Origin of the sequence: Oceanisphaera sp. W20_SRM_FM3 (assembly GCF_052119705.1) — a bacterium.
Taxonomy (GTDB): domain Bacteria; phylum Pseudomonadota; class Gammaproteobacteria; order Enterobacterales; family Aeromonadaceae; genus Oceanimonas.
In genome coordinates this window covers 103,971-129,387 of the sequence record NZ_JBGQOP010000008.1, presented here as the reverse complement: position 1 = coordinate 129,387, position 25,417 = coordinate 103,971, and the positions used below count along the sequence as shown (strand labels likewise).

The 25,417-nt window shown below is 49.9% G+C and carries 24 protein-coding genes; 10 read left to right on the top strand and 14 right to left on the bottom strand.

What is annotated here, in order from left to right:
- Window positions 1-148 precede the first annotated feature (148 nt).
- Window positions 149-280, bottom strand: coding sequence for a putative transporter small subunit (locus tag ACEN2G_RS06685; protein ID WP_442020701.1), 132 nt, complete (start codon window positions 278-280; stop codon window positions 149-151).
- A 27-nt stretch (window positions 281-307) separates the two neighbouring features.
- The gene (locus ACEN2G_RS06680) at window positions 308-2,023 is read right to left on the bottom strand and encodes a sodium:solute symporter family protein (RefSeq protein WP_442020700.1); all 1,716 of its coding nucleotides are present in this window, start codon (window positions 2,021-2,023) and stop codon (window positions 308-310) included.
- Window positions 2,024-2,514: 491 nt separating this feature from the next.
- Here ACEN2G_RS06680 and purE point away from each other — a divergent pair, with 491 nt between their 5' ends.
- Together purE and purK are read left to right on the top strand one after the other, a co-directional pair.
- Complete coding sequence (gene purE / locus ACEN2G_RS06675; protein ID WP_442020699.1) at window positions 2,515-3,009, top strand: 5-(carboxyamino)imidazole ribonucleotide mutase; 495 nt, start codon at window positions 2,515-2,517, stop codon at window positions 3,007-3,009.
- The gene (gene purK / locus ACEN2G_RS06670) at window positions 3,006-4,073 is read left to right on the top strand and encodes a 5-(carboxyamino)imidazole ribonucleotide synthase (protein WP_442020698.1); all 1,068 of its coding nucleotides are present in this window, start codon (window positions 3,006-3,008) and stop codon (window positions 4,071-4,073) included. Before purE ends, purK begins: the two co-directional genes overlap by 4 nt.
- Window positions 4,074-4,151: 78 nt before the next feature.
- Here the strand turns inward: purK and ACEN2G_RS06665 are convergent, their stop codons facing one another.
- The 4 genes from ACEN2G_RS06665 to ACEN2G_RS06650 form a co-directional block, all read right to left on the bottom strand.
- The gene (locus ACEN2G_RS06665; RefSeq protein ID WP_442020697.1) at window positions 4,152-5,996 is read right to left on the bottom strand and encodes an amidohydrolase; all 1,845 of its coding nucleotides are present in this window, start codon (window positions 5,994-5,996) and stop codon (window positions 4,152-4,154) included.
- 386 nt (window positions 5,997-6,382) lie between these two features.
- Window positions 6,383-6,604 (bottom strand): hypothetical protein, encoded by a 222-nt coding sequence (locus ACEN2G_RS06660; RefSeq protein WP_442020696.1) that lies wholly within the window; start codon window positions 6,602-6,604, stop codon window positions 6,383-6,385.
- A gap of 267 nt (window positions 6,605-6,871) precedes the next feature.
- A complete protein-coding gene (locus ACEN2G_RS06655) occupies window positions 6,872-7,912 on the bottom strand; it encodes a PLP-dependent cysteine synthase family protein (protein ID WP_442020695.1) in 1,041 nt (346 codons plus the stop codon).
- Window positions 7,913-8,096: 184 nt separating this feature from the next.
- Window positions 8,097-8,900, bottom strand: coding sequence for a helix-turn-helix domain-containing protein (locus ACEN2G_RS06650; RefSeq protein ID WP_442020694.1), 804 nt, complete (start codon window positions 8,898-8,900; stop codon window positions 8,097-8,099).
- 283 nt (window positions 8,901-9,183) lie between these two features.
- On the opposite strand from ACEN2G_RS06650, the gene ACEN2G_RS06645 reads away from it, so the two are divergent.
- From ACEN2G_RS06645 to cobO, 5 genes are all read left to right on the top strand, one after another.
- Entirely contained in the window at window positions 9,184-10,155 is a 972-nt protein-coding gene (locus tag ACEN2G_RS06645) for a bile acid:sodium symporter family protein (RefSeq protein ID WP_442020704.1), read from the top strand.
- A gap of 477 nt (window positions 10,156-10,632) precedes the next feature.
- Window positions 10,633-11,268 carry a molecular chaperone OsmY gene (gene osmY / locus ACEN2G_RS06640; RefSeq protein WP_442020693.1) on the top strand — a complete coding sequence of 212 codons (636 nt, stop codon included), beginning with the start codon at window positions 10,633-10,635 and terminating at the stop codon, window positions 11,266-11,268.
- A 214-nt stretch (window positions 11,269-11,482) separates the two neighbouring features.
- Window positions 11,483-11,644: a DUF1328 domain-containing protein gene (locus ACEN2G_RS06635; protein WP_442020692.1), complete on the top strand. Its 162-nt coding sequence runs from the start codon at window positions 11,483-11,485 to the stop codon at window positions 11,642-11,644.
- A 118-nt stretch (window positions 11,645-11,762) separates the two neighbouring features.
- On the top strand, window positions 11,763-12,596 hold the full coding sequence (locus ACEN2G_RS06630) for a CLCA_X family protein (RefSeq protein WP_442020691.1): 834 nt from the start codon (window positions 11,763-11,765) through the stop codon (window positions 12,594-12,596).
- A 30-nt stretch (window positions 12,597-12,626) separates the two neighbouring features.
- Window positions 12,627-13,250: a cob(I)yrinic acid a,c-diamide adenosyltransferase gene (gene cobO, locus ACEN2G_RS06625; protein WP_442020690.1), complete on the top strand. Its 624-nt coding sequence runs from the start codon at window positions 12,627-12,629 to the stop codon at window positions 13,248-13,250.
- A gap of 164 nt (window positions 13,251-13,414) precedes the next feature.
- Here cobO and bluB read toward each other — a convergent pair whose 3' ends face one another.
- Complete coding sequence (bluB, locus tag ACEN2G_RS06620) at window positions 13,415-14,065, bottom strand: 5,6-dimethylbenzimidazole synthase (protein ID WP_442020689.1); 651 nt, start codon at window positions 14,063-14,065, stop codon at window positions 13,415-13,417.
- A 100-nt stretch (window positions 14,066-14,165) separates the two neighbouring features.
- Window positions 14,166-14,726: a hypothetical protein gene (locus ACEN2G_RS06615; RefSeq protein ID WP_442020688.1), complete on the bottom strand. Its 561-nt coding sequence runs from the start codon at window positions 14,724-14,726 to the stop codon at window positions 14,166-14,168.
- Between the two features lie 765 nt (window positions 14,727-15,491).
- On the opposite strand from ACEN2G_RS06615, the gene ACEN2G_RS06610 reads away from it, so the two are divergent.
- On the top strand, window positions 15,492-16,016 hold the full coding sequence (locus ACEN2G_RS06610) for a GlcG/HbpS family heme-binding protein (RefSeq protein ID WP_442020687.1): 525 nt from the start codon (window positions 15,492-15,494) through the stop codon (window positions 16,014-16,016).
- Between the two features lie 388 nt (window positions 16,017-16,404).
- Window positions 16,405-18,132: a potassium/proton antiporter gene (locus ACEN2G_RS06605; protein WP_442020686.1), complete on the top strand. Its 1,728-nt coding sequence runs from the start codon at window positions 16,405-16,407 to the stop codon at window positions 18,130-18,132.
- 129 nt (window positions 18,133-18,261) lie between these two features.
- Here ACEN2G_RS06605 and ACEN2G_RS06600 read toward each other — a convergent pair whose 3' ends face one another.
- The 4 genes from ACEN2G_RS06600 to ppnP form a co-directional block, all read right to left on the bottom strand.
- On the bottom strand, window positions 18,262-18,873 hold the full coding sequence (locus ACEN2G_RS06600; protein WP_442020685.1) for a rhodanese-like domain-containing protein: 612 nt from the start codon (window positions 18,871-18,873) through the stop codon (window positions 18,262-18,264).
- 205 nt (window positions 18,874-19,078) lie between these two features.
- Complete coding sequence (locus tag ACEN2G_RS06595; protein ID WP_442020684.1) at window positions 19,079-19,528, bottom strand: YtoQ family protein; 450 nt, start codon at window positions 19,526-19,528, stop codon at window positions 19,079-19,081.
- A gap of 122 nt (window positions 19,529-19,650) precedes the next feature.
- Window positions 19,651-20,757 carry a PQQ-dependent sugar dehydrogenase gene (locus tag ACEN2G_RS06590; RefSeq protein ID WP_442020683.1) on the bottom strand — a complete coding sequence of 369 codons (1,107 nt, stop codon included), beginning with the start codon at window positions 20,755-20,757 and terminating at the stop codon, window positions 19,651-19,653.
- A gap of 88 nt (window positions 20,758-20,845) precedes the next feature.
- The gene (ppnP, locus tag ACEN2G_RS06585; RefSeq protein ID WP_442020682.1) at window positions 20,846-21,160 is read right to left on the bottom strand and encodes a pyrimidine/purine nucleoside phosphorylase; all 315 of its coding nucleotides are present in this window, start codon (window positions 21,158-21,160) and stop codon (window positions 20,846-20,848) included.
- Between the two features lie 190 nt (window positions 21,161-21,350).
- Here ppnP and ovoA point away from each other — a divergent pair, with 190 nt between their 5' ends.
- Entirely contained in the window at window positions 21,351-23,465 is a 2,115-nt protein-coding gene (gene ovoA / locus ACEN2G_RS06580) for a 5-histidylcysteine sulfoxide synthase (protein WP_442020681.1), read from the top strand.
- A gap of 114 nt (window positions 23,466-23,579) precedes the next feature.
- On the opposite strand, the gene ACEN2G_RS06575 is transcribed toward ovoA, so the two are convergent.
- Complete coding sequence (locus ACEN2G_RS06575; protein ID WP_442020680.1) at window positions 23,580-24,320, bottom strand: DUF6969 family protein; 741 nt, start codon at window positions 24,318-24,320, stop codon at window positions 23,580-23,582.
- 8 nt (window positions 24,321-24,328) lie between these two features.
- Complete coding sequence (locus ACEN2G_RS06570) at window positions 24,329-25,270, bottom strand: c-type cytochrome (protein WP_442020679.1); 942 nt, start codon at window positions 25,268-25,270, stop codon at window positions 24,329-24,331.
- Between the last annotated feature and the right edge of the window lie 147 nt (window positions 25,271-25,417).

Below are 25,417 nucleotides of genomic sequence, written 5' to 3'. Positions count from 1 at the left end.
ACCTTGGAGCCAGACCGGCAGCTACAAAAGGGCGAACCGAAACAGGGCGCATAATGGCTGAGGTTCATAAGTAATCAGGAAACAATAAGGCGAGCCCTAGGCTCGCCTTATTATTACTGCAGTTTGCGTCTTACACCTAACGCTAGGCTTACACTAAACCGCGCTTTTCTTTTTTCGCCAGTCGCAGGTCTTTTAATACCGCCCGACACAACGCCACCAATATCCAAAGTGACAGAGCAGGCCACACTAAAATATAGGCGCTTAAGGTTAATTCGTTCATTAAGACTCCTTATTAGCCATTAGGCCATTAGCTTGAGTGAGAAGTTTGAGCTGCGTGAGTCGCCTTAGCATGTGCGGGGCGCTGGCCTTGTTTGGCCTTGGACAGTACGTCATTACGATTATCGTAATGCCCCACGCGCTTGGCGATTAAGTCAAAATCAAAGCGCTCTTGATTAAACAAACTGACCACCACACACACTAAAGTACTGGAGCCGTAAGCCACCAGTGATGAGAGCAATACCGTGTATTCACGTAAGAAGCCGGTCGCGAAATAGGTCATGGCCAAGGCGGCGAGGGTGCCGGCCACAAAGCCTGCCCACTTGCCGAAAAAGCCAAAGGCCATCAAGCCGATCACCACGCCAGCGCCAATACAGGCCAGCAATTCAAAGCCCAATGCTACCGTACCCACCATGGGGAACAGCTTTGATCGTGCCACCAAGAACAACACTAAGCCGACCACTACCGCACTGGTAAAGGCGAGGTTGGTGATCCTGTCCCAATAGCAGCTGGCAATGACCGGGAACACTATGGCTCCCCATAAGGCACCCACAAACACCAGCATTACCAAGATATCAAAGGAGTAGCTGGCCAAGATGATACCGATCATGGTGGCGGCCACCATGGTCATGCGGCCTATAAACAGCATGCGTTTGGGGTCGACTGTGCCACGGGCCAGATTCTTACCGTACACGTCGGCCATGACGATGGCAGACAGCGCCGATAAGTCCGAGTCGGCGGTGGAAGACAAAGAGCCAATCACCAAGATAAAGAATAAGCCGATGAAAAACGGCGGCAAGTAGGACGACACCATTTGTGGGATCAGGTTGTTTTCTTCCCCATTAAGCGGCTGTACGCCCAAGGTTAAGGCCATTAATCCTATCATACCCAAACCAATGACGATGGCGCCGTAACCGAGAGTGGCAGTTAAGAAGGTCGATTTAATGTGCTTTTCATTCACCGCAAACAAGCGCTGAGAAATAGTCTGGTTACCGATGGCATAAGCCAGCACCGCAATAAAGAAGGGCGCTCCTTGGTTTAAGATGGCATCCATCGAGAACAAATCCACCTGCTCCGAGCTCATATTACTAAAACCTTCCAGCATGACGCTTGGGCCACCCATGGCAAACAGCACCGCAGGAATAATAACAATGGCGATGCCCATCAGAGCTATCAGTTGTGCAAAGTCGGTAAACACCGAGGCCCTAAAGCCCGACCATAGCGTGTAACTGAGCACACCAAACCCAGCAATCACTATCCCAGTTTGAAATGACAAGGGAGAGAGCACGGCCACCAAAGCACCGGCGGCGGTAAAGTTCACCATTAAACTGATGATGCTGCCCAAGATATTAGAGAAGGCTAAAATCAGCTGGCTAGATGAACCGTGGCGCGCATGAATAAGCTCGCCTAAGGTGTGGGCCTTAGGGGCCAAGGCTCGAAAGCGACGACCAAAGGGATAGATGAATAAAATCATCAGCGCGCCCCACAGGCCATAATGCAAAGGCCCTGAGATACCGTATTTATAGCCAGAGGTAGCTGCGGCGTAAAAAGAGGCGGCCCAAATCCAAGTGGCGGTCATGCTGGCCGCCCCCATGCCATAACCGATGCGTTGATTGGACACCATAAAGGCATCTGTATCTTCATTGTCTTTTTTAATAAGGGTGGTTAAAAAGTAGGTGCCGCCGTAAAAGGCGGCCAGCAACAGCAACACTGTGCTGCTAGAAAATTGATAGAGTTCCAAAATCATCTCCATGATTCAAGCGAGTGAGCACTCGTGAATAACAGGGGCAAACGCGCGGCTACAGTGGCGGTTTAGGCAACTGCAGTGTCATAAATGTGGCGTAAGTAAAGACGACTAGGCTTGCGACAACGGACGCGAAAAAGCGCTAATAAACGATATTAAAATTAAAAGCTAGAGAGGTTGGTGAGCGCAGAGTGATGTGCGGTCGACGACACAAAAGGTCGTAACTTAGGGCAAAGCTTCAATGAAACCAAACATGGCGGGGACACCTCCTATTACGGGATTCAACTGCACTCATCTATAAAAACAAGCAGTTATCCTAACCCCAAGCTCAGGTTTTGTCTAGCCAGCCCCAGAATCTGGGTTACTTCACTAGCCGACAAAGTCCCGTTTCGCTATAATTGCGCACCCCCCAGAACCACCGAAATGCTGAGCGAGTTTGTGCTGTGCTTAACGCAGTAATCAACCGCCTAAAACCTTGTTAACCAGGAGTAGTCATGCAAGCAAAAGTTGCCGTCATCATGGGCTCAAAAAGCGATTGGCCCACCATGCAAGGCGCCGCAGAGATTATGGATTTATTGCAGGTGCCTTACGAAGTGGAAGTGGTGTCGGCGCACCGCACGCCTGACCGTTTGATGTCTTTTAGCGCAGAAGCAGTAGGGCGCGGTTTTGAAGTGATTATTGCCGGCGCCGGTGGTGCAGCGCACTTGCCGGGCATGGTCGCCTCTAAAACTCGCTTGCCCGTGTTAGGTGTACCGGTGCAAAGCCGAGCCCTTAATGGCATGGACAGCTTATTGTCTATCGCGCAAATGCCCAAAGGCGTGGCCGTGGGCACGTTGGCCATAGGTGAAGCGGGGGCCTTTAACGCGGGCTTGCTGGCTTGCCAGATGTTAGCCAATAACGACGCCGCCTTAGCCGAGCGCCTAGAAGCATTTCGCCAACAGCAAACCGAGACTGTACTGGCCAATCCCGATCCGAGGGCACAAGCATGAGCCGTATTTGGGTACTGGGTGCCGGCCAATTAGGCCAAATGTTGAAGCATGCCGGCATGCCGCTTAATTTAGACGTGCAACCGGTTGATATAGAGTCAGAAGAAACGCTGCCCCTGCAGGCGCACGAGCAAGTGACCGCCGAGCGCGAACAGTGGCCCGATACAGTGGCGACCCGCCAACTGGCCAGCCACGGCGCCTTTGTGAACTTGCAAACCTTCCCTCGACTCGCGGATCGCTTCACCCAAAAATCCCTGCTCGATGAGTTAGCGTTAGCCACCGCACCTTGGCAGTTGGTGGGCACCGACACCACAGCCGAGGGCTTGCATGAGCGCTTAGGTGAGCGAGTATTATTAAAGCGCCGCACCGGCGGTTACGACGGCCGTGGCCAACATTGGCTGCGCGAGCCGGGTCGCGATGCGGTGCCTCAAGATTGGCATCAAGAGTGCATCGCCGAGCAAGCCATCGACTTCGACGAAGAAATGTCGGTAGTGGGCATGCGCGGCCGTGATGGCCAATGTTTCTTTTATCCGCTGACTTTAAACTTGCACGTAGACGGCATCTTACTCGGCTCTGTGGCGCCATTGGCGCGCCTCGCGCACTTGCAAGCCAAGGCCGAGCAAATGCTGGGTAAGCTGATGAACCATCTGGACTACGTGGGCGTGATGGCCATGGAATGCTTCAGATTGGGCGATACACTGTTGGTGAACGAGCTGGCACCTCGGGTGCACAACAGCGGCCATTGGACCCAAGCTGGTGCCAATATTAGCCAGTTCGAGGCGCATTTACGCGCCGTGGCCACCTTGCCGCTAGTGCAACCCACCGTTAAAAACACCAGCGTGATGGTGAATTTAGTGGGCGTAGATTATCAAGACGCTTGGCTGACCGTACCCGGCGCCGAGCTGTATTGGTACGGCAAAGAAGTGCGGGTGGCGCGCAAAGTGGGGCACATTAACTTCTGCCTCGACAATCATGCCGACACCAAAGCCGCACTCGATATGCTGCAAACTATGCTGCCGGTGACGTATGTAGAAGTCCTTAACTGGCTGCGCAGCCAGCTGGATTAACTTCTGCTGCTTGTCAGTTAAGGCGCACAAAAAAGCCCCGACCAGCCATGCTGCTCGGGGCTTTTTATTGCATTTCAATTATAAGCTGGCTTTGGGCGATAGCTCGGCTTTAACTGCCGGTTGAGGATAAATAGTGCGCCCCGCCTTTATGGTTTCTAACACCTTGATCTCGCGAATTTCGCTCACTGGCACTTTGAGTGGATTTTTATCTAACACCACTAAGTCCGCTAATAATCCGGCCTTGAGTTTACCTTTGCGTTCCTCTTCAAAAATTTGATAGGCCGGCCCAGTGGTTAAGGCTTGCAGTGCTGTGTAGGCATTCGCACGTTGGTCGGCTCCTAAAATAACGCCATTACGCGTTTCCCGTGTTATGGCAGTCCACAACACAAACAGGGGATCGAGTGGCGTCACATTAAAGTCGGTGTGATTTGAGGTAACTAAACCTTTGGCGTTGGCCGACATCAATGGGCTGATAAAGCTGGCTTTTTCAAGGCCCATATTTTCGATATGCACATCGCCCCAAAAATAGACGTGGTTACTAAAATACGACGGACTAATGCCTAACCGCACATAGTCATCCAACTGCTCTGGGCGCTGAAACTGCGAATGAATCACCACGGTCCGCGCATCATCTTTAGCGGTCAGGCCTGCGGCATCTATGGCCTTAATGGCTTGGTCGATAGTGGCATCGCCATTGGCATGAATAAAGACTTGTACCTTATTGTCCACCGCAGTTTTCACAATGTTGGCAAAGGTCGGATAGGGCACAGTCGTTTCGCCGCGCCAATCTGTCTCGCCATCTGGGCCACCGGTTAAATAGGGTGTGCTCATATAGGCGGTTTTGCCTTGTGGTGAGCCATCTTGAGTAATCTTAATGCCTTGTAACTTAACGCCGTTTTGATAGGTACCCAGTGTATATTTAGGGTTGTTTAGCCAAGTATCCAGTTCGGTAAAGTTGAGTAAGGAGGCGATATCCAGATAGACGCGATTTTCTGCCGCGGCTTGCATTAAAAAATCTGCATCGGCCACATGGCTAAAGCCTTCTTGAGCGTGGGTATAACCTTGGCTGGCATACATCTGCTGGGCCGCATCCATTAACGCCAATTGCTCCGCGGTACTGGCTTTAGGTAAATTAGCAAACACGGGCAGATAGGCGGTTTCCATCAGCAGGCCGGCTGGCTCCTGGCTATTGGGCAGGCGGGCAATAATGCCGCCCTCGGGTGTTGGCGTATCGGCATCTATCTTAGCCCAGCTCAAGGCTTGCGAATTGAGGACGGCGCCGTGACCAGAAACATGGATAAGTAGCACCTTATGATTGGGAAAGCGCGCGTCGAGATCTAATTTAGTGAGGTGACGCTGCTCAGCCAACCCCATGTGATCATAGCCCCAGCCAATCAGCCAGCCGCCTTCTGGGATCTGGCGTGCTTGCTGAAACGCATCCAACTGGTCGAGTAAGCTTGCCAGACTGATTACCTCTCCCACAGGTGGGTTTGCCACATTCACTTGATTAACCATGTTCAAGGCAAACATAAAATGGCTATGGGCATCGATAAAGCCGGGCATCAGCGTTTTGCCATCGAGGTCTACAATTTGCGTGTTGGGGCCTTGCAGGGCTTCTAGCTCAAGGCGCGTGCCTGTTTGTTGTATGTTTCCTGCCTGCACCGCGAGCGCTTCTACATACTGAGGTTGGTCACCCTGCATGGTGAGAATGTCGCCATTGGTATACAAGGTATCTGCCACGCCTGATGCGTTAGCAGCCAGAGACAAAGGAGAAACAGTAAATGAGTCAACATTGGGTGGTGTTGCCGCTATCGGTACACCGGCGAATACTGAGGTTGTTAGCAGTAAGCCTGTGCCTAAGATACTCATGGCTGTGCGAGTGTGAGCTTTACGTAAGATTGCGCCAGTATGGGGCAGCGTCATATCAGATCCTTTGATATCAGAGGGGCAGAATGGATAAATAAAAGCAGCACTGCTTATTGCGCTCAAGAGTTGAAGCTTCAAACAAGCCCAGGAGCTTTAAATAAGCGTAAGAGCTTTAAAAAAATAGCAGCTTTAAAAAACAATAAGAGCTTTAAGAAGTTAAGTTAATGGGCTTAGTGGTCTTGTGCAAGACAAACTCAGGGTAATCATTCTCTTTCTAGCCTGGCATGTGGCCACTACCTAAGGTGGGGCTCATATCCGATGCTAGATCGCCACAGAATGCCCCGCTCAGCAAACTGAGCGGGGCTATTTTATTGAATTGCTATGTTATTGAATTTACATCAGGGGATAACTTTCGTTAGTGCAAAGCTTTAAGTGGTGCCTAGTTAGACTAGCGGTTGTCCCATCTTATCTTGAGCAATCAAACGCACTACATAAGCCAACTTAAACAGCGCAGCACTGATCACTAAGGTGATGTGCATAAATACAGTCATGCCTAGCGACACTTTCTCTTCTTGCAGGTAAGCAATGCTTAAGGCGCCACAGGCTACCACTAAAAATATCACCATAGACATGTTCGCAAAACGAAGTAATTGGGTATGACTCATAATATGCACTCCAGATGCTTGTTTTAATTATCCTATGCCTGCCTGACTAATGAGTCAACAATAAATGCCCCTATAAAAACAGTATTGTGCTTTGATGTAGATCATGAAAAATGTGAATTGTGAGTCGTGAAAGTGGGGCTTCTAGGTTGTAATAAGCGGGTTGAAATAAACAGACGGGATAGGTGAGTTAGGCGGGAGTTAAAACTGACGTTAAGTAACGACACGCCTGAGCGTGCCGCTTTTTGAGTATTCAGTATAAGTGCTGTGTTAGCCAAACAGGGCCAACTGTTCGCGATAGGGCGTGAGGTCGCCTATGTGCTCGGCCACCCACCCTGGGTTGTAATAGGTGTCTAGGTAACGCTCGCCGCCGTCGCACATTAAGGTGACGAGTGCGCCTTGCTCGCCGTTTTGCTGCATGCGCTTAGCCAGCTGCAACACGCCCCACAAGTTAGTGCCGGTGGAGCCACCGGCCTTGCGGCCTAAAATATGCTCCAGCCAGTGAATGGTGGCAATGCTGGCGGCGTCCGGCACCTTGATCATTTCATCGATTACCTCGGGTAAAAATGAGGCTTCGACTCTGGGTCGGCCTATGCCTTCGATGCGCCCTCCGGCGTGACTGACCAAGCTGCTATCGCCGGTTTGATAGCTGTCGTAAAACACCGAATGCTCAGGGTCTACCACCACCAACTTGGTATCTAACCCCAAATAACGCACATAACGGCCCAGCGTAGCCGAGGTGCCGCCGGTACCGGCGCTCATCACTATGGCGTGCGGAATGGGGTGCGGCTCTTCGGCCAGTTGGCGAAAAATGCTCTCGGCAATATTGTTGTTACCACGCCAGTCGGTGGCACGCTCGGCAAAGGTAAATTGATCCATGTAATGGCCTTGGCTTTCTCGGGCTAATCGCTCGGCCTCGGCATATACGTCCGCTGCATGGGCTACAAAATGACAGTGGCCGCCCAAGCGCTTAACTTGTTCCACTTTTTTGCACGTGGTGTGGCTTGGCATAACGGCGGTAAAGGGCAAGCCCAGCAGCTTGGCAAAATAGGCCTCCGACACCGCAGTACTGCCCGATGATGCCTCCACCACATGGGTGCCTTGCTGAATTTTGCCACTGCAAATGGCGTGTAGAAACAAAGAGCGCGCCAGTCTATGTTTGAGGCTACCGGTAGGATGTGTGCTTTCGTCTTTCAGGTAAATATCTATGCCATGTAGGCTGGGAATATCGAGTCGATACAGGTGGGTATCTGAGGTGCGCAGTTGATCGCTGGACAATATTTTAAGGGCGGTGCGAGTCCAATTGTTCATGGCAGAATCCGAGGCTATGGAGTTAAAAAAGCATTAACAGAATTATATCCTCACTATCGGCATTATTTTTTACTATTTTCCAAGTATTAGACTCTTGGTAGTAAATTACCCTCTTTATTTGCTGCTTGATCGGTGAATAGTACTGATAAAGGACGGGTTTTTCAGTTAGATAAACCTAAGTCACTTACTTGACAAGGTATTCCCCAGGCGGTTTGCCAAGCAAGGCTTTAAAAGCGGCAATAAAGGCCGATAAGCTGTCGTAACCACAGGCTAGCGCCACATCGGTAATGCGCTCGCCGCGCTCTAATAAGGGCAGGGCGGCCAACAAACGGCTGCGTTGGCGCCACTGGCGAAAGCTCATGCCCGTATCCTGCTTAAAGGCCCGACTCAGGGTTTTATCGCTCACCGCCAGCTGGGCACTAAAATGGCTTAATGGCAGGCGGCAATCCGGTTGGCTGGCCAAATAACGACACAGCTCGGTGAGGCGAGCATCGGTAGGCCAGGGCAGCATTAAATCACTGGGCTTCGCCTGAATGAGTCTGTCTAGCAAGACCGCCACCAAGCGGCCATCGGCGCCGTGCTCGTCATATTCCACCGGTAATAAGCCAAAGGCGACAATCAATTCCCGTAATAGTGGGTCTATGTCCAACACTTGGCAGTGTTGCCAAGGCAAGTACTGGGCATCGATATAAAGGCTGCGGATCACCGTATGCGCAGGGCAATGCACGCCATGCTCAACCTCTGGTGGCACCAACACCGCACGGGTGGGCGGCGCCACAAATTGGCCGGCGGCGGTTTCGACCGTGAGCACGCCCTTAATGGCATAAGACAACTGCGCCCACGGGTGACGGTGCGGCGTGCCAATGGCGTGATTAGGCAAAGACACCACTTGGCCTAACACGGGGCGGGGCAGTGTGCTGAGCGCGTTAAGTTGACTGAGCAACTCTTGTTGTTGTACCAGTTGCAAAAGGGGGTGGGCAGTATTCATAAGCAGATGATGCAGAAGCTGCAGCCGATTAACAACGGCTAAAACGATAACACGTAAACCAGACGATGAGCTTGTGCATCACGGGGCCATCTTAACCGCAGGCTGCAGTTCTTTCTAGCTTATGGTGTGCAGCGGATGGCGTGAAGCATAAGACATACAGCGAAAGGCCTATACTTGTCCGATAGGCGACACTTGTGGTCCTAATGGCGATAAACAGCGCTGTGATTTTACGTTACAGTGCCTCCTCTATTGAGAGGAGTATCCCATGTTTGGCTATTTTCGCCTGCTGTTTGATAATTTTACGCTGATCTTATTAGCGGTAGTGGCCGCCGCTACCTTGTTGCCCGCCCAAGGCCAAGGAGCGGTTTTTTTTGACGGCTTAACCGTGGCCGCCATCGCCTTATTGTTTTTTATGCACGGCGCTAAGCTTTCTCGCCAAGCCATTATTGCCGGTATGACCCATTGGCGACTGCACAGCTTGGTGTTTGCCTGCACTTTCTTGATGTTTCCTATCATAGGCCTGCTGGCTAAACCCATGCTAATACCGCTGATTGGCGACCAACTCTACATGGGTATGCTGTTTTTGTGCGTGTTGCCCGGCACGGTACAATCGGCGATTGCCTTTACCTCACTGGCCGGAGGCAACGTGCCTGCCGCCGTGTGCAGTGCCTCTGCCTCCAGCATTATTGGCATTCTATTAACGCCCTTGTTAGTGGCGTTGTTAATGCAAATAGATGCCACAGAGGGCAGTTCAGCACTGCATTCGATCGGCTCTATTAGCATGCAGTTGCTGCTGCCCTTCGTGGTGGGGCACGCCATGCGCCCACTCATTGGCAACTGGGTTGATAAGCATAAAGAGAACCTCAGTCGCCTCGATCAAACCTCCATCTTACTGGTGGTATACACGGCACTTAGCGCCTCGGTCGTTGAGGGATTATGGAATACCGTATTGCCCAAGAACTTGTTGGTGTTAACTCTGGTGTGCTGTGTGTTGCTCGCCGTGGTGTTGTTTTTAACTGCGTGGCTGGGTGAGCGCTTTGGCTTTAGCCGAGAAGACAGGATCACTATCGTCTTTTGCGGCTCGAAAAAGAGCATGGCCACGGGAGTGCCCATGGCGCAGGTGTTGTTTGCTGGGCCCTTGCTGGGGCCGGCTTTATTACCTTTAATTATCTTCCACCAAATTCAACTTATGGTGTGTGCTGTGATGGCGCAATATTATGCTCGTCAAGGTGAGGCAGTCACTGCGCATAATTAGCTAACGCTTATTCATGCTTAATGATAATAAAGCCCAAGGCGATAACCTTCCCTTGGGTTTTATTTATTAATAGGTTTTTTTAAATTTATGTGGTGCCACTTAGTCTGCTTGTTATTAGACAAAAGCTGACGCAAGCACTGACTTTTTAAATTTAAAATAAAATAAATAAACGCTTAATTAACTGCGCTAAACAAAGTGTCGCACTAACGGACTATTATTTAAGTTGTTGATTGTTAAGTGTTATTGGTGGTGGGGTCTTGTTTTTAATATAGATTGTTTGTCTTTTAGTAGTGTTTTATGCTGAGTAGTGATGGGTTTTTTATTAATATATTCACTTGCACCCCTCGATTCATTAGTCTAGAAATATAACGGAAGCAACGAGTGAAATGTCGTTTTTTATTTTTTAATTTTTATAATTATTTATAAAGTGCCGTATTTATAAATCAGTGTTCAAATAGCAACGAGAGGAAAATAACGATGAAAAAAATAACATTTTCACCTTCAATGATAGCTGTTGTGTTGAGCTCCGTTTTAGCTGGCGGCAGCGCCTTTGCAGCAGACTCAGTATCTGAAACAACGAATACTATCTCCACTAAAGCTGAAAGCGCCGTTGAGCGCACTGGCGATACGCTAAGTCAGGCAGCCGAGGCCACCAAAGGCACCATAGATGACGCCATGATCACCACTAAGGTTAAAGGCGAATTATTGAAACACGATGCCATCAACAGTGGTGATATCTCAGTAGAAACCACAGATGCTGTAGTGACGCTCTCGGGCTTTGTGACCAGCCAAGAACAAATTAAGCAGGCCGCAGAGATCGCAGGTCAAGTGGAGGGCGTAGCGTCGGTAAGCGACAAGCTTATTGTAAAAGACAAGGCTTATCAGTCAGTCAAAGAATATGCCGATGATGCCATGGTAACCAGTGCTGTTAAGGCTAAGTTTCTTGCCGCTGATGGCGTGCCCGGCCTGTCGGTATCTGTAGAAACCCAAGATGGCGTGGTGCAACTCACCGGCGAAGTCGACACTCAGGCGCAAGCAACTCATGCCGAAAACGTGGCCAAAAGTGTGGATGGTGTACAAAGCGTTAAAAACGACCTCATAGTCACGCAATAATAAGGTCTCACTTAACACTGACTGCCCATTTTACGTGGGTTAGCTGGGGCTATTAGTTGAGTACCACTCCTTAGCTAAACATAAGCTTGGGCTCTGAGCGTAATTTGGAGCCCAAGCAAAAGGTTGAATTTATGGTTCGTCTGCTACATTTAAAACGAACAATCAGAAGGACATGTTACTCAGCTACGATTTCCACTTAGGTAAGGAGCAGTTTATGTTTCGTTGGGGAATTATATTTTTAGTCATCGCTCTCATCGCCGGTGCACTCGGCTTTGGCGGTATGGCAGGAACGGCTGCATGGGCAGCAAAACTGGTCTTTGTGGTGGGGATTATCGTCTTCATTATTAGTTTGATCAGCGGGCGACGAGCCCCCTAGCTAACAAAAGTGAACATAATCAACATAAGCTAACCCTAGCTTTAGCCTAGCCGTGTGGGCTGATAGACTAAGCCCATTGTTAGGGTATAAGTACAACACAGGGCGGCACTAGGTTAAGGTGAGTGATAACTACCACACAAATAATAGCGAGACCCAGTCTCGCTATTATCGTAATGGTCCCGACCATACTCACGGCGAGATCATCGACTTTGTGCAGGTGCGCCGCCGCTTTGATTTCACCAGTATCGAAATTGGCCGTTGGGTCACCCGCATTGAGCGAGAACGCGCCGCTGGCTTATTTTTTGATGCGCTTTGCGATCTTATGCTGATTCTGCAAGGGCCTGAGTCACTCATTTCCCTGCGCGGCAGCTTGTCATTGCAATACGGTATTGGCGGTCGCTTAGGTGTTTCGGCCCACTATAATCCTGCTACACGCACTTTTTCTCTGGCCAAAAACGCCGGCCCCGGCAGCATAGCCCACGAGTGGTTTCACGCCTTCGATCACTATATAGCGGCAAAAAGTATTGCGGCGAAGAGTCTTGCCGGCAAAAGCATGACCCAAGCCGGCACTCGCACCTTTGCCTCTCATGCTTGGCTTAATAACGCCGCCACAGTAGCGCATCCGCTTAACGACTTATTGTTTGACTGTTTTAAGGCCATTTTATTAGACGCTTCAGGCAATGCGCCCAGCCCCTTGTTTATGGCGTCTGCCGCCGCCGACAGCCAACTGAACACCCTTTATTACAGCCAGCCCGAAGAGCTGTGTGCTCGCGCCTTTGAAGCCTTCGTACAAGATGCGATAATCAAAAACGGTTTTTTAGTGAAGGGCACGAAAGCCACCAAAGAAGCCGAGCTGGGTTTATATCCCCAAGGCGAGCAGCGTTTACAGATAAATGCCGCGTTCAGCCGTTATTTTCGTACTCTGGGTGCGGCACTCAACCACCAAGCGTAATCATTTTTATCATCAGGTATAAGGAACATCATGAGCGACACTCAAGACGATAACCGCGAGCAGGTAAAAGCCGAGCGCCACCAGCAGCGCCAGCAAAAAGTAAAAGCAGCGGTAGACGCCAAAGTGGCCGAGGCCCAAGAAGAGCGGGGCGTGCTGATGGTGATCACCGGCAACGGTAAAGGTAAAAGCACCGCCGGTTTTGGCAACGTTGCCCGCGCCGTGGGCCACGGTAAAAGTGCCGCCGTGGTGCAGTTTATTAAAGGCGGTTGGGAATGTGGCGAGCGTAATTTGCTACAAAAAGTTGGTGTGCCGTTTGTGGTCATGAACACCGGCTTTACGTGGGACACCCAAGACCGTGAAAAAGACATGCAAGCCTGTGAAGAAACCTGGGCGCCGGCCGAGAAGATGCTAGCCAATCCCAGTATCGATCTGGTGTTGCTCGACGAGCTAACTTACATGGTGGCTTACCATTATCTGGATTTAGAGCGCGTGATCACCGCCCTAAAAAATCGCCCGCCACATCAACATGTGATCATTACCGGCCGCAGCTGCCACCGCTCCCTGATTGAATTAGCCGATACTGTCAGCGAAATAGAAGCGGTAAAACACGCCTTCGATGCCGGCGTAAAAGCCCAAGTTGGGTTTGATTACTAAGCTGGATTTTGATTCTTGAAACTCAAGCCTGAGCGCAGAATTTGGCTCAGGCCTTAGCTTACTGTTAAAGATTAAGCCTTCCCGTCGGCCGCACAGTGTCTTGTGTTTTGTAGGCGAACACTTGTTCTCGCATTACGCCGCAGGCGTAAAATTGAACACAGCTATTACTTTCGCTCAGACCACTTTTCAGCGTGGATCACCTTACTTATATCCATTCTTTCAAGCCAGCCGTGCTTTTCAAGATCGGGCTGTTCACTAAATTCAGACACATAGCCCAAGCAAAGATACGCAATAATCTCTATGCGCTCCGGAATATCGAGTGCGGCGCGCAGCACGGCATCATCAATAATACTCACCCAGCCTAAACCAATATTTTCCGCTCTGGCAGCCAGCCACATATTTTGAATGGCACATACCGTACTGTAGAGGTCCATTTCTGGTTTTATGGTCTGCCCCAGCACGATTGGGCCATTGCGCTCTCTATCGCAGGTTACGCAAATACCCAGCGGCGCGTCCATAATGCCTTCCAGTTTTAAACTCTTATATTGCTCTTGCCGCGTACCCGAAAATAACTGCGCCGACTGCGCATTGGCCGCATCAAACCCTTGCTTAATTGCCATTTTGGTGGACTCTTCGCGCACCACTACAAAGTCCCACGGCTGCATAAAGCCCACACTCGGCGCATGATGGCCCGCCTTCAAGATCCTTAACAGCACCTCATTAGCCACGGGTGTCGCCATAAACTCAGATCGCACATCTCGTCTGCCGTAAATAACCTTATATAACGCATTTCGTTCTTGTTCATTGATCAGCATTTTTATTCCAGAACGGATGTGGTTATAAGAAATAACGATTAAGCTAAGGGGCTGGCTTTAGCCAGTCCCAGCGAACGAAGTGAGCTATTTGAGCGCATTGTTATACGCGCCCACTCGATATCTTGTTGCCTATGTGTATGGCGGACTCAAGAATTTTTACCAACTCCTCAAATGTTTCTATGTCTCCGCCTTCTTCTTGAACTGGGCTGCCCGGCACTACGTCTTGAACTACTGCGTCGATTAGTTGATGGAACTCAATTATCTCTGCTGCTAGTTCTGGCTTTACAAGCCCGATACGGTCGATATGCGATTGATAAACCCTAGAGTAGTGCTCGGGCACTTTGATCATTAGAATGTATTTGTCTTCTGGATTTTCTTTTAAGTAATTTACTGCTTCTATGAGGCCGCCAAGATAATCTCGGTGCTCCATCATTTTTAAGAGGGCGGATATTTCAGATGTTAGCGCAGTAGTTATTGCCTGCCGCTCTAATCGATGTTTCTTCGACTCAAGAAAATACGACGGTAAAAAGGTGGATATGCCGCCGATAAATGCACCGCCAATGGCTGCTATTACAGGCAGCCATTCATTTTTTTCGTCATGAAGCAACGATTGGATTACTTGAATTGTTTGCGCTGCTTCTAGTAGTTGCTGAGTTTCCATATGGCGCTCATTTTCTGGTGTGTATAACATTTTTAATACTGCGCATGCGCGTTTTTACTCATGACACATTTAGAAAGCTTCACCATAAACTACTGATTATAAATAACTTTAACTTGCTATGGCATCCTTGCTTAATCATCAAAACACGCATGCTCGATTTGTCCGCGTTTAATGCCTAGTATCAACGCTGCCGATTTTCAATGCATTGATTTATCTAATATTATTTTTAAAATTCCGATTGTAAACGCCCATGTTCACTGTACTTTTTGAGCACAGTTAGTCCTTTTAGTCAGCCTAAGGGCGGCCAAGCAGGCTACTGCTGACGCCTTTTATTAAGTTTTTAACACTGAGAACAGAAACTAAAACTGAATTCAAATGAAGCTGGAGCATTATAAGCTGTGAGTGGATAAATGGAAGGTGATAAACGGTATCCACAGCGATGCTTACAGGTGACTCGATCTTAGGGGAAGGCAGCGCAGAAGACCTACCACGACCATGAAATGACAGGGATGTCATTTCTGAGCTTCCATGGATGGATTTACAGCGTGTCGTGGGAGGCGGCTGCGCTGCCTATATATAGAGTTAATTTCAGGAAAATAAGGGCTGTCTTTATTTTTAGTCTTTGGAGTTATGTGTGGGGCAGCTAGCCCACATTACAAAACCGTAATCTGTTGGCAATCGGTTTGACGGGGTAGGGCAGGCAAGATAGGGGCACTTAGCATTTTGCTTCTTTTCTTCACTTTCATCCCCACGGAGAACTCGATTATGATGATGACCGCACGCCGATCCCTGATTGCCTTGGCCTTATGTGCCGCTCCGGCCTTTGCCGCCACTGCTGCCGATACGGCAGCTCAAGTGACAGCGGGCGTTGCACAAAGAGCCGATGTAACACTGGAATTAGCAAATAAACTGCTGAACGCCACTATGGCCGCATGCCATGCCCAAGGCTTAACTGGCGTGGCCGCCGTGGTTGACCGTGGTGGTAACTTAGTTGCCTTGCAGCGCGACGATAATGTAGGCCCGCATAATACCTTGGCCGCGCAACGTAAGGCGTTTACTTCTCTTTCTACCAAAACTCCTAGCCGTGAGTTGTCTGAGCGCGCGCGTAATAATCCAGAAGCCGAAAATCTAAATACCGTCGGCGAGCTATTACTGCTCGGCGGTGGCGTCCCCCTAAAAGTTGACGGACAAGTGATTGGTGCCATTGGTGTGGCGGGCGCGGGTGGTGCAGCGATTGATGAAGGTTGTGCACTAGAAGCCATCGCAAAAGTGTTGCCTAACGCCAGCTAATTACCGACCTTGGTTGTTAGTGATATAAACGAGCCAGCATTATGCTGGCTCGTTTTTTATATGCGGTTGTCCGATTTCTTGATAACACAACCCATAGCTAGCACCCGATCTTGGTAGTGTTTTATGCTGCTAATAATGAGATCATATTCAAAAAAGTAGGCTTGCGTTGGGCTATGCTAGCGTTTTCGGCTGCTAGTTAACTGTTTATGCATTAAGTTGTTTGTAATACGACCAGATAAGCCCGTGTATGTATTTTTTTGCATAGATAGTTTTTTAATTTAATTAAAAATTCACTTTCATTAAATAGGTAAGGTTATGATATAAATAGAGTATCTAACCAAGGGTATACAACACTCGGTATCTAAAACCCCTATCGGAATATCTACTATTGGAAAATCTTGAACATTTCTTCTTACTGACTGGGATCTTGCTGTGCGTGAGTGTGCTGGCCACCTTATTGTCGGCGCGTTCCGGTATTCCTATCCTGCTTATCTTCCTGTTTGTGGGCATGCTGGCCGGCGAAAGTGGCCCAGGTGGCATTGAATTTGGAAGCTATACCTTGGCCTACAGCATAGGTAACTTGGCGCTGGCCATTATCTTGCTGGATGGCGGTATGCGTACCCGTATGGAAACCTTTAGGGTCGGCTTAAAACCGGCGCTGAGCATGGCTACCTTAGGGGTAGTGGTGACCAGTGGCGTTACCGGCGTGATTGCGGTTTATATTTTGGATCTTAGCTGGTTACACGGCCTGTTGTTGGGTGCCATTGTGGGCTCAACCGATGCGGCGGCGGTGTTTTCTTTGCTTAGCGGCAAAGGCATGCACCTAAACCAAAGGGTTGGCGCATCACTGGAAATTGAGTCCGGCACCAACGATCCCATGGCGATATTTTTAACGCTCACCTTAATTGGCCTGATCACCGGCGAAATGAGTGGCGTCGGCGAAACCTTATTATTTTTACTGACGCAATTTGGCATTGGTAGCGTGGCCGGTATTTTGGGTGGCATGCTGTTAGTGCAAATGATCAAACGTTTTGAGCTCGCACCCGGCTTATATCCGATTTTAGTGATGGGTTTTGGCTTAACGCTATTTGCCTTTACCGCACTCTTAGAGGGCAGTGGTTTCTTGGCGGTGTATCTGGCGGGCTTAGTATTAGGCAACTCACGCTTGCGCGATATGGAGTCCATTTTACCGGTACTGGATGGCTTGGCGTGGTTGAGCCAAATTGGCTTGTTTTTGGTGTTAGGTTTGCTGATTTCGCCGGCAGATATGTGGGCCATGGCGCTACCCGCTATTTTGATCTCTTTGGCGTTAATTTTTATTGCGCGGCCGTTGGCGGTGTTGGTGTCTTTGGTGCCGTTTTTTCGCTTTAACCGCCGCGAGATAGGGTTTATCTCTTGGGTGGGGCTGCGCGGTGCCGTGCCCATAGTGCTGGCCATATTCCCGCTGATGGCCGGTTTGCCTGAGGGCATGATGCTATTTAACGTCGCGTTTTTCGTGGTGTTAGTGTCTTTGCTGGTACAAGGCTCCACCATTCCGCAAATGGCACGGCTATTAAGAGTGGAAGTGCCGCCCGAGTCGGCACCCCATCGCCGCTCTATGTTGGGCATTTTTCAAGAAGATGACTTTGAAATGTTTCTCTATACGGTGAGCAGTGAGTCGATAGACGGCGTTGTGGTACGTAACTTAACCTTCCCGCCCCATTGCCGGGTAGCGGCCGTCTTTAGAGGCGATAATTTATTGCCTGCTTCTGGCAGCACCCGCTTAGCCATGGGCGACATGCTGTGCGTGATTGGTCGCAGCAATCATCTTAAAACCCTAAACAATATGTTTGGTGGCGACTTAGATGCGGCCCGCAGCAAGGCGCGCGCCTTCTTTGGTGACTTTATTCTTGATGCTGATGCCCAAATGCGCGATATCGGGCTTATGTACGGGGTCGACGTGGACGAGAGCGAAGCGAGCCTGAACTTAGGTGACTTTATGCTTATCCACAGCAACGGCCATCCGGTGGTGGGCGATAACTTTTCCCGTTATGACATGATTTGGACCGTGGCCGATGTGGATGGCGATAAGGTGTTAAAGGTGGGCTTGCGCGACGATGAAACGGAAAAACTCTAGCCTTAGCTAACTCGGCCTCTCAGGCGCTGGGCGCCGCTGATCTATTACCGGCATTTTTAATTCGCTGGGCGAGCGCACAGATACGCATAAGGCATAAACTCGCATCAGCGGATTATTTATAGCGTTTGGTTATTCAGCTGTGTGCATGTGAGCCAAGGTTTGTGGCAAAGGGGCAACCACGGCGGAGACCGGCTCTGTGGCGAGCCGTTGTGGCAAAGGCTCAGCATTTACTGATGCAGGCTGAGAGGATGAGGCAAGATCTAAAGCCTTATTTACGCTTATATCACTCCCTGCATGGGAGGGCATAGTAGAAGGAATAGTTGAGGGAATGGTTGAATACATAGTTGAAGACATAGTGGTAGGCATAGTTAACGTCTGATCTGATTGCTCGGCGAGCGCTAACTGCACTGCTTGTTCTGTGGCTAAGCCTTGTGCCTTAAGATCTGCTAACGCTCCATTATTGCTTGCCTTGGCGTAACCCAAGGTCTGCAACGCCTCTTGGGCGAGCCGTGCATTTCGCTGGTTTCGGTCGTAGAGCTTAAGCTGGGTGTTTTTATCCGGAAAATGCCTACTCACCTCACGGGCGATATGAGTGTAGGGAATATGCACCGCATCCACTAAGTGCTCTGCGGCATAGTCTTGCGGGCTGCTCACATCAATCCAGACGGTATTATTAGCCCATGCCGAAGCACCAGTGCCCCATATCCCAGCTAACAATAATGCTAACGTCCCAGCTTTCATGGCGCCTACCTTTACTACATAAGTGAATGCTTATTGTAAAACAGTAGGGCGCTGAGGGATGCACCAAACGGCAGCCAGCCGACAGAAGTCGGCACAACAAAAAAAATCCTCCACTAAGTGAAGGATTTTATGAACAATTTTTCTAAGCTAAATAGGCTGTTTTTTACGACTACCCACTTATGACGGCTTATTTACGAAAGCTTATTTATGACAACAAGTAAGACAAGATCTCAACTACTTGCTCAGGCTGACGGCAGGTCGCTTTAGCGGCTTCATCCACTTCTTTGAGTGGGTGATCCAGCTCGGCATCATGCAAGGTCACCATGGGCTTGCCTAAGGCAACAGCAAAACCGGCATCGAAGGCGGCATTCCACTGTTTGTACTGAGGTCCAAAACGTACCACTACCAAGTCTGCAGCTTTAATTTGGGTAGAGGTGCGAATGCTGTTAATGCCGGATGCCTTGCGGTCACGCCAGAAGTTATCTTCTTCGCTGCCTAAGATATTTACGCCTATCATGTCACTGGCATCGTGATCGGTTACCGCTGAGGTAAAGGTCACGGCCAAGCCTTTGGCTTTTGAACCTTCGATAATACGCTCACGCCAGTCACTGTGAATTTCACCAGACAGATACACGTTCCAGATTTTTTGCGTCATTATGTATTCCTCATTGTTCACAAAAGTAATTAACATTAAATACAGTTGTTAAATGTTAACGCATTATGCACAGAAAATCAGCCCAGAGCTCAGGCTTTGACCTAATCCTTATCAAGCGTCATTCATGGGGCCTGATTATGGGCGGCGGGCACTAACTTAAGCAGCTGGCCATTCGCGGCATCGGTTAACAGGTAAATACCGCCATCTTGCGCTTCGACTAAGGTGCGGATGCGCACCTTTAGATCGCTAAGCAACGGCTGCTCTTCCACAATTTTTTGGCCGTGGAGTGTGAGTCGCACCAGCTTTTGCCCGGCCAATGCGCCCACCAGTAATGAGCCCTGCCATTGGGGAAACAAGTCTGCGCGATAAAAAATCATGCCAGAAGGCGCAATAGAAGGCACCCACACCCAAATTGGGTCTGCCATGCCTTTGAGATGCGTGTGTTTGCTAATAACGCCGCCGCTGTACTCTCGGCCATGAGTGACTAAGGGCCAGCCATAATTGGCACCCGCTTTAATGATGTTCACTTCGTCACCGCCGCGCGGGCCGTGCTCGTGCGTCCACAGCACGCCACTGGCTGGATGAATAGCAGCCCCTTGAATATTACGATGGCCATAGCTCCAAATTTCAGGCTTGGCGCTGGGGGTATTGATAAAGGGGTTATCAGCAGGCACTGTGCCATCATCATGCAGGCGCAAGATTTTGCCCAGATGATTATCCAGCTGTTGTGCTTTATCTCGGGCGTGATAACGCTCGCCGGTGGTAATAAACAAATAACCCTGAGGGTCGAATACTAGACGTGAGCCAAAGTGGGCGCTGCCCGTGGTTTTGGGCTGTTGGACAAAGATGACTTCTAGGTTGCTTAAGTGAGTATCATGCAGCTTGGCCCGTGCGACGGCTGTGCCAGCACCGCCTTTTCCGGGCTGGCTGTAACTGAGATACAGCCAGCGGTTTTCTACAAAATTGGGATGCAGGGCTAAATCCAGTAAGCCGCCTTGGCCGGCGCTCACCATCTTGGGCAGGCCTTCAATCAGGGTACGGCTGCCATCGTTATGTAAGCGTAATAAGCGCCCGCGCCGTTCGCTCACTAATAGCTCGCCACTGGGCAGTTCAATCAGCCCCCAAGGGTGGTGCAGCTGATCCGCCACCCTTCGAATACGATATTCCACAGCCTGCGGTGCGGCAAGTGGGGCGGCCAGCAAGACTAACAACAGCAATAGGTTCGGCATGACAGGCTCTCTTACAGTTAAGTGGGCTTTGCTAACTATAGCTGTGGCATCAGGCTGGCCTAGTTGAGTGACTGAGTGACTGAGTGGCTTAGTCGAAGTAAGAGCAGCAGTAATCCACCAGCGTGGTCACTTTTAAGTTAAAGCTAGCGTTAGCTGGCACTTCAAATGACTCGCCGCCTTTAATGGCCTGCCACTGCTCAGAGCCTGGCAATTGCACACTTAACTCGCCGGCTAAGATTTCCATTAACTCGGCGGCAGCGGTATTGAAGCTATATTCGCCCGGCAGCATAATGCCTAAGGTCTTGCGACTGCCATCAGCAAACAGGATCGCGCGGCTGGTTACTTTGCCGCCGTCGTACACATTGGCCTGCTTAATAACGGTAACATTGCTAAATTGTGTCATGATACTTCCTACTAAAAGATGAAAAGAACAGCGTTATAGCACAAGGTACTGGACTGTAAACCGATTTTTAGCCTCAGCCATCAAAGTACCTTGATAACGAAAGCATTTACCCGAGTCACGGGTCTGATGGGCGGCACGTTTTTATTTAGTACCTTTATTGTGAAACATTTAACAGGCATCAAGGATGAACATGGAAAAACTAACTGAGGTGGTGAGCAAAACGCCGTTATTAACCGGCAGCTCGGTCGCCGCAAAACGTGCTGAAATTCGCAACTATTTTCACCACACCTTTAGCCAATACGAAAGTTTGTTTGACTGCATTAATAACGAACAAGCTTACTATTTACGCGCCGAGCCACTGCGCCATCCCTTGATCTTCTATTTTGGCCACACGGCCGTATTCTTTATCAACAAATTAATGCTCGGTAAATACCATCACCACAGAGTGAATGAGCGCTTAGAGTCCATGTTTGCCATTGGCGTGGATGAAATGTCGTGGGACGATCTTAATAGCGCCCATTACGACTGGCCAAGCCTAGCCGACACCCGCCACTATCGTGATCAAGTGCGTGATATTGTGGATACGCTTATTACCGATATGCCCCTTAGCTTGCCCATCACTCCTGACTCAGCCGCTTGGCTGGTGATTATGGGCATAGAGCATGAGCGTATTCACCTCGAAACCTCGTCGGTTATCATGCGCATGTTGCCGCTCGAATATTTGGATGCTCATCCACAGTGGGCCGCCTGTAGCGAAACGGGCGCCGCACCCCACAATAGCCTAGTAGCCATTGCCGGCGAAACGGTCACTTTGGGTAAGCCAAGTGAGGCCGACACCTATGGCTGGGATAACGAATACGGTCATAAAACCGTAGCCGTGGAGCCGTTTAAGGTGGCCAAGTTTCTGGTGTCTAACGGTGAGTTTTTACAGTTTGTGAGTGCCGGCGGTTATCAAAAACCTAAATGGTGGACGATTGAGGGCCAAGCTTGGCTGGCGTTTAGTGAAGCGCGCATGCCGCGTTTTTGGTCTTATCGCCACGGCGAATATATACAGCGTAACCTGTTACAAGAAATGCCGCTGCCGCTGGATTGGCCAGTAGAGGTGAATTACCTCGAGGCCAAGGCCTTTTGTAACTGGAAAGCCGCCCAAACTGGCACGCATATTCGCCTGCCCACCGAAGCCGAGTGGACGGTACTACGCAATCAGCTCGATACCGATCAACCGCACTGGGCGCAAGCGCCCGGTAATCTTAATCTTGAGCATTATGCTTCCTCTTGCCCAGTCAACCGCTTCGAGCATCAAGGCCTGTGTGATGTGGTGGGCAATGTGTGGCAATGGACCGAATCTGCCATCGATGGCTTTCCCGGCTTTGAGGTGCATCCTTTATACGATGACTTCTCCACGCCTACCTTTGATGGCCAACACAACTTATTTAAAGGCGGCTCTTGGGCATCGACCGGTAACGAAGCGACTCGTTACGCGCGGTATGCCTTTCGCCGTCATTTTTTTCAACATGCAGGCTTTAGATACCTAGAGTCCGACAGCGCCGAGGTGCCAGTGGAACCGGTTAATACTTACGAAACAGACGAACTCGTCGCCCAATACTTAGAATTTCACTACGGTGATACTTATTTTAATGTGCCCAATTACCCCCAAGCGTGTGTGCAAGCCTTGCTTAAACATACCCCTGAATTAAAACAGGCCAGGGCGCTGGATTTAGGTTGCTCAGTAGGTCGCGCCAGTTTTGAGCTGGCACGCCACTTTGATCACGTAGATGGCATCGACTTTTCGGCACGCTTTATTCAACACGGCTTTCAGTTAAAAGAAACCGGCCATACCCGCTTTGCTATTCCGACCGAAGGCGAGTTAGTGGAGTTTAAAGAGGTCAGCTTAACTGATTTAGGCTATAGCGCACTGGCTGATAAAATTGATTTTGTACAGGGCGATGCCTGTAACTTAAAGGCCCGTTTTAGCGATTATGACCTGATATTTTGCGGTAATTTGATCGATCGTTTATACGATCCGAGTTTGTTCTTAAACCATATTCACGAGCGCTTAACCGCCGGCGGCTACTTGGTATTAACCTCACCTTACACTTGGCTTGAGCAGTACACGCCGAAAGAAAAATGGTTGGGCGGTATTAAGGTGAATGGCGAAAATGTGACCACTCTAGACGGCTTAAGCCGTGTATTAAGTGAGCGCTTTACCCTAGTGGCGCAACAAGATGTGCCCTTTGTGATCCGCGAAACCCGCCGCAAATACCAGCACACCTTAGCCGACATGACGGTGTGGCAGTTGAAGTAACGGCAGCAGCAATAGCCGTTAGCGGTCAGCTTTCAGTCGTCAGATAAAATCGCGCCGCAGGTAAAGACTAAGCCGTCTTTACCTGCGGCGCTGTTATTTATGATCTTGTGGTCATTAAACCAACACTGCCTCCAGTTCGGCCAGCCAGTCATCCACCGAAATGGTGAGCTGGCCGGTGATCTCCAGCTGCCGATTTTCAAAGATGTCCTGCTCTGGATATTGCGCCTGCCACTGGTCGATCACTGCATCGCGATGCACCAGCAGCGCTTCTATATGGGGTCGGAATAACACCAGCATGTTGCTCAACCAAATATTTACCGGCCAAGATGGATGGGCATGATCGATAAGAAAGCTGTCCAGCATAGAAATTACCGCCTCTGCCGGATACCAGCTTTCATCGGTTACCCAACGATTACAGGCGAATAAGCTTGAGGGATACCCCCAAGCATCCATAGCAATAGCAACTAAATGCGCAATCGCTTGTTCTTCTTGGGGCCAAGGCTCACTGGCCTGCGGATAATCCAGCATACAGAAATCGGCTGGAATACCGGGCGCACGCAAAAATGTGTGGAAGTGGCCATGCTCCTGCTCACCACCGCGATGAGCATGGTAGTAATATTGGCTGTGGCTGTCTTTATCCAGTACATCGTCTAGGGGATAGTGGGTCATCTCAAAAAAAGTTCCTTGGCCTTTGAGTACTTCCCCGACGATATTAACCCCACCTTTGCTCATCACTCGATAGCATTCCCGAATTCGGTCACCGGCTGCACGCAAGCGAGGTATATCTGCGGTTGGCAGGCTTGCCGCCACCGGTACTAGCGGTTTGGGCAAGGCTTGAAGTGTGCTGCTTGTCATAGGCATCCTTACTGTGACTTAGGTGCGCAAGGGCTCTTTGTCGCGCAGGGATTTTTTACGGCACAGGGATTAGCCTTACACGGGCTTTTTATTGCACAGGGATTTTTTATTGAACAAGGGCTTTTCACCGCACAAGGGTTCTTCATCGCGCAGGGGTTAGTCTTGCAGGGGCTTTTCATCGCACAAGGGTGCTTCATCGCACAGGGATTTTTTGCCGCGCAAGGATTGGCGCCACTGGGTGAATAGCTTGTCTGTTCGGTTTGGACATAGGCAACCAAGGCCGCTAGCTCTTTTGAATCCCACGCTAAGGGCTGCGTCGCCATGGGATAGACCATACAAATTTGGATCATTTCATCCAAATGCACCTGACTCAGACCAAACTGATCCTGCGCCATGGCCACCGGGTGGGGGTAGGGCAGGGCAAAACTGGCCTGATACATCATCTGACCTTGGTGGCAACTGCTACAAGCAAGGCCATTGCTGCTTAGGCTGGTATCGTTAAACAGCGCCTTACCTAGCGTGACTAACTCGGCGTTATCGCCTTGGTAAGGCTGATATTTAGCAGGGCGCTGCACGGCCTTGGCGGCACAAGGGTTTACTGTCGCTGGTTTAGCAGCGCAGGGGTTGGCCGAGCAGGGGCTTTTTATGGCGCAGGGGTTTTTGGTCGCCCAGGGATTTTTATTGGCGCTAGGGTTAGCTGAGCAAGGACTCTTAACGGCGCACGGGTTTTTGGCCGCACCGTTTTTATTAGCCGCACTGCAGGGATTAGCCGCACAAGCGTTTTTGCTCATGGCTAACGGCCGCACGGCATTCTCTGTAGCTATATGCCCACCCGACTCAACGGCGTGCGCTGGGCCTGATAACGTAAGCGCTAACAAGGATGCAGACACCAAGGCGGCAACGGGGGTAATACGAAAGTGAGACGCTAAGTGCAAATGACATACGCGCATATCCATACTCCTTAAGATAAGGTCTTCCATGAAAGGCACCACATAATAAGTGCCTTGCTTACTAATAAGACGCGGTTAACAGCCTAGTTCTTACAAAAGTTCTTACAAAAGCTCTTACAAAAAGGATTACAAAAGTTATTACAACCG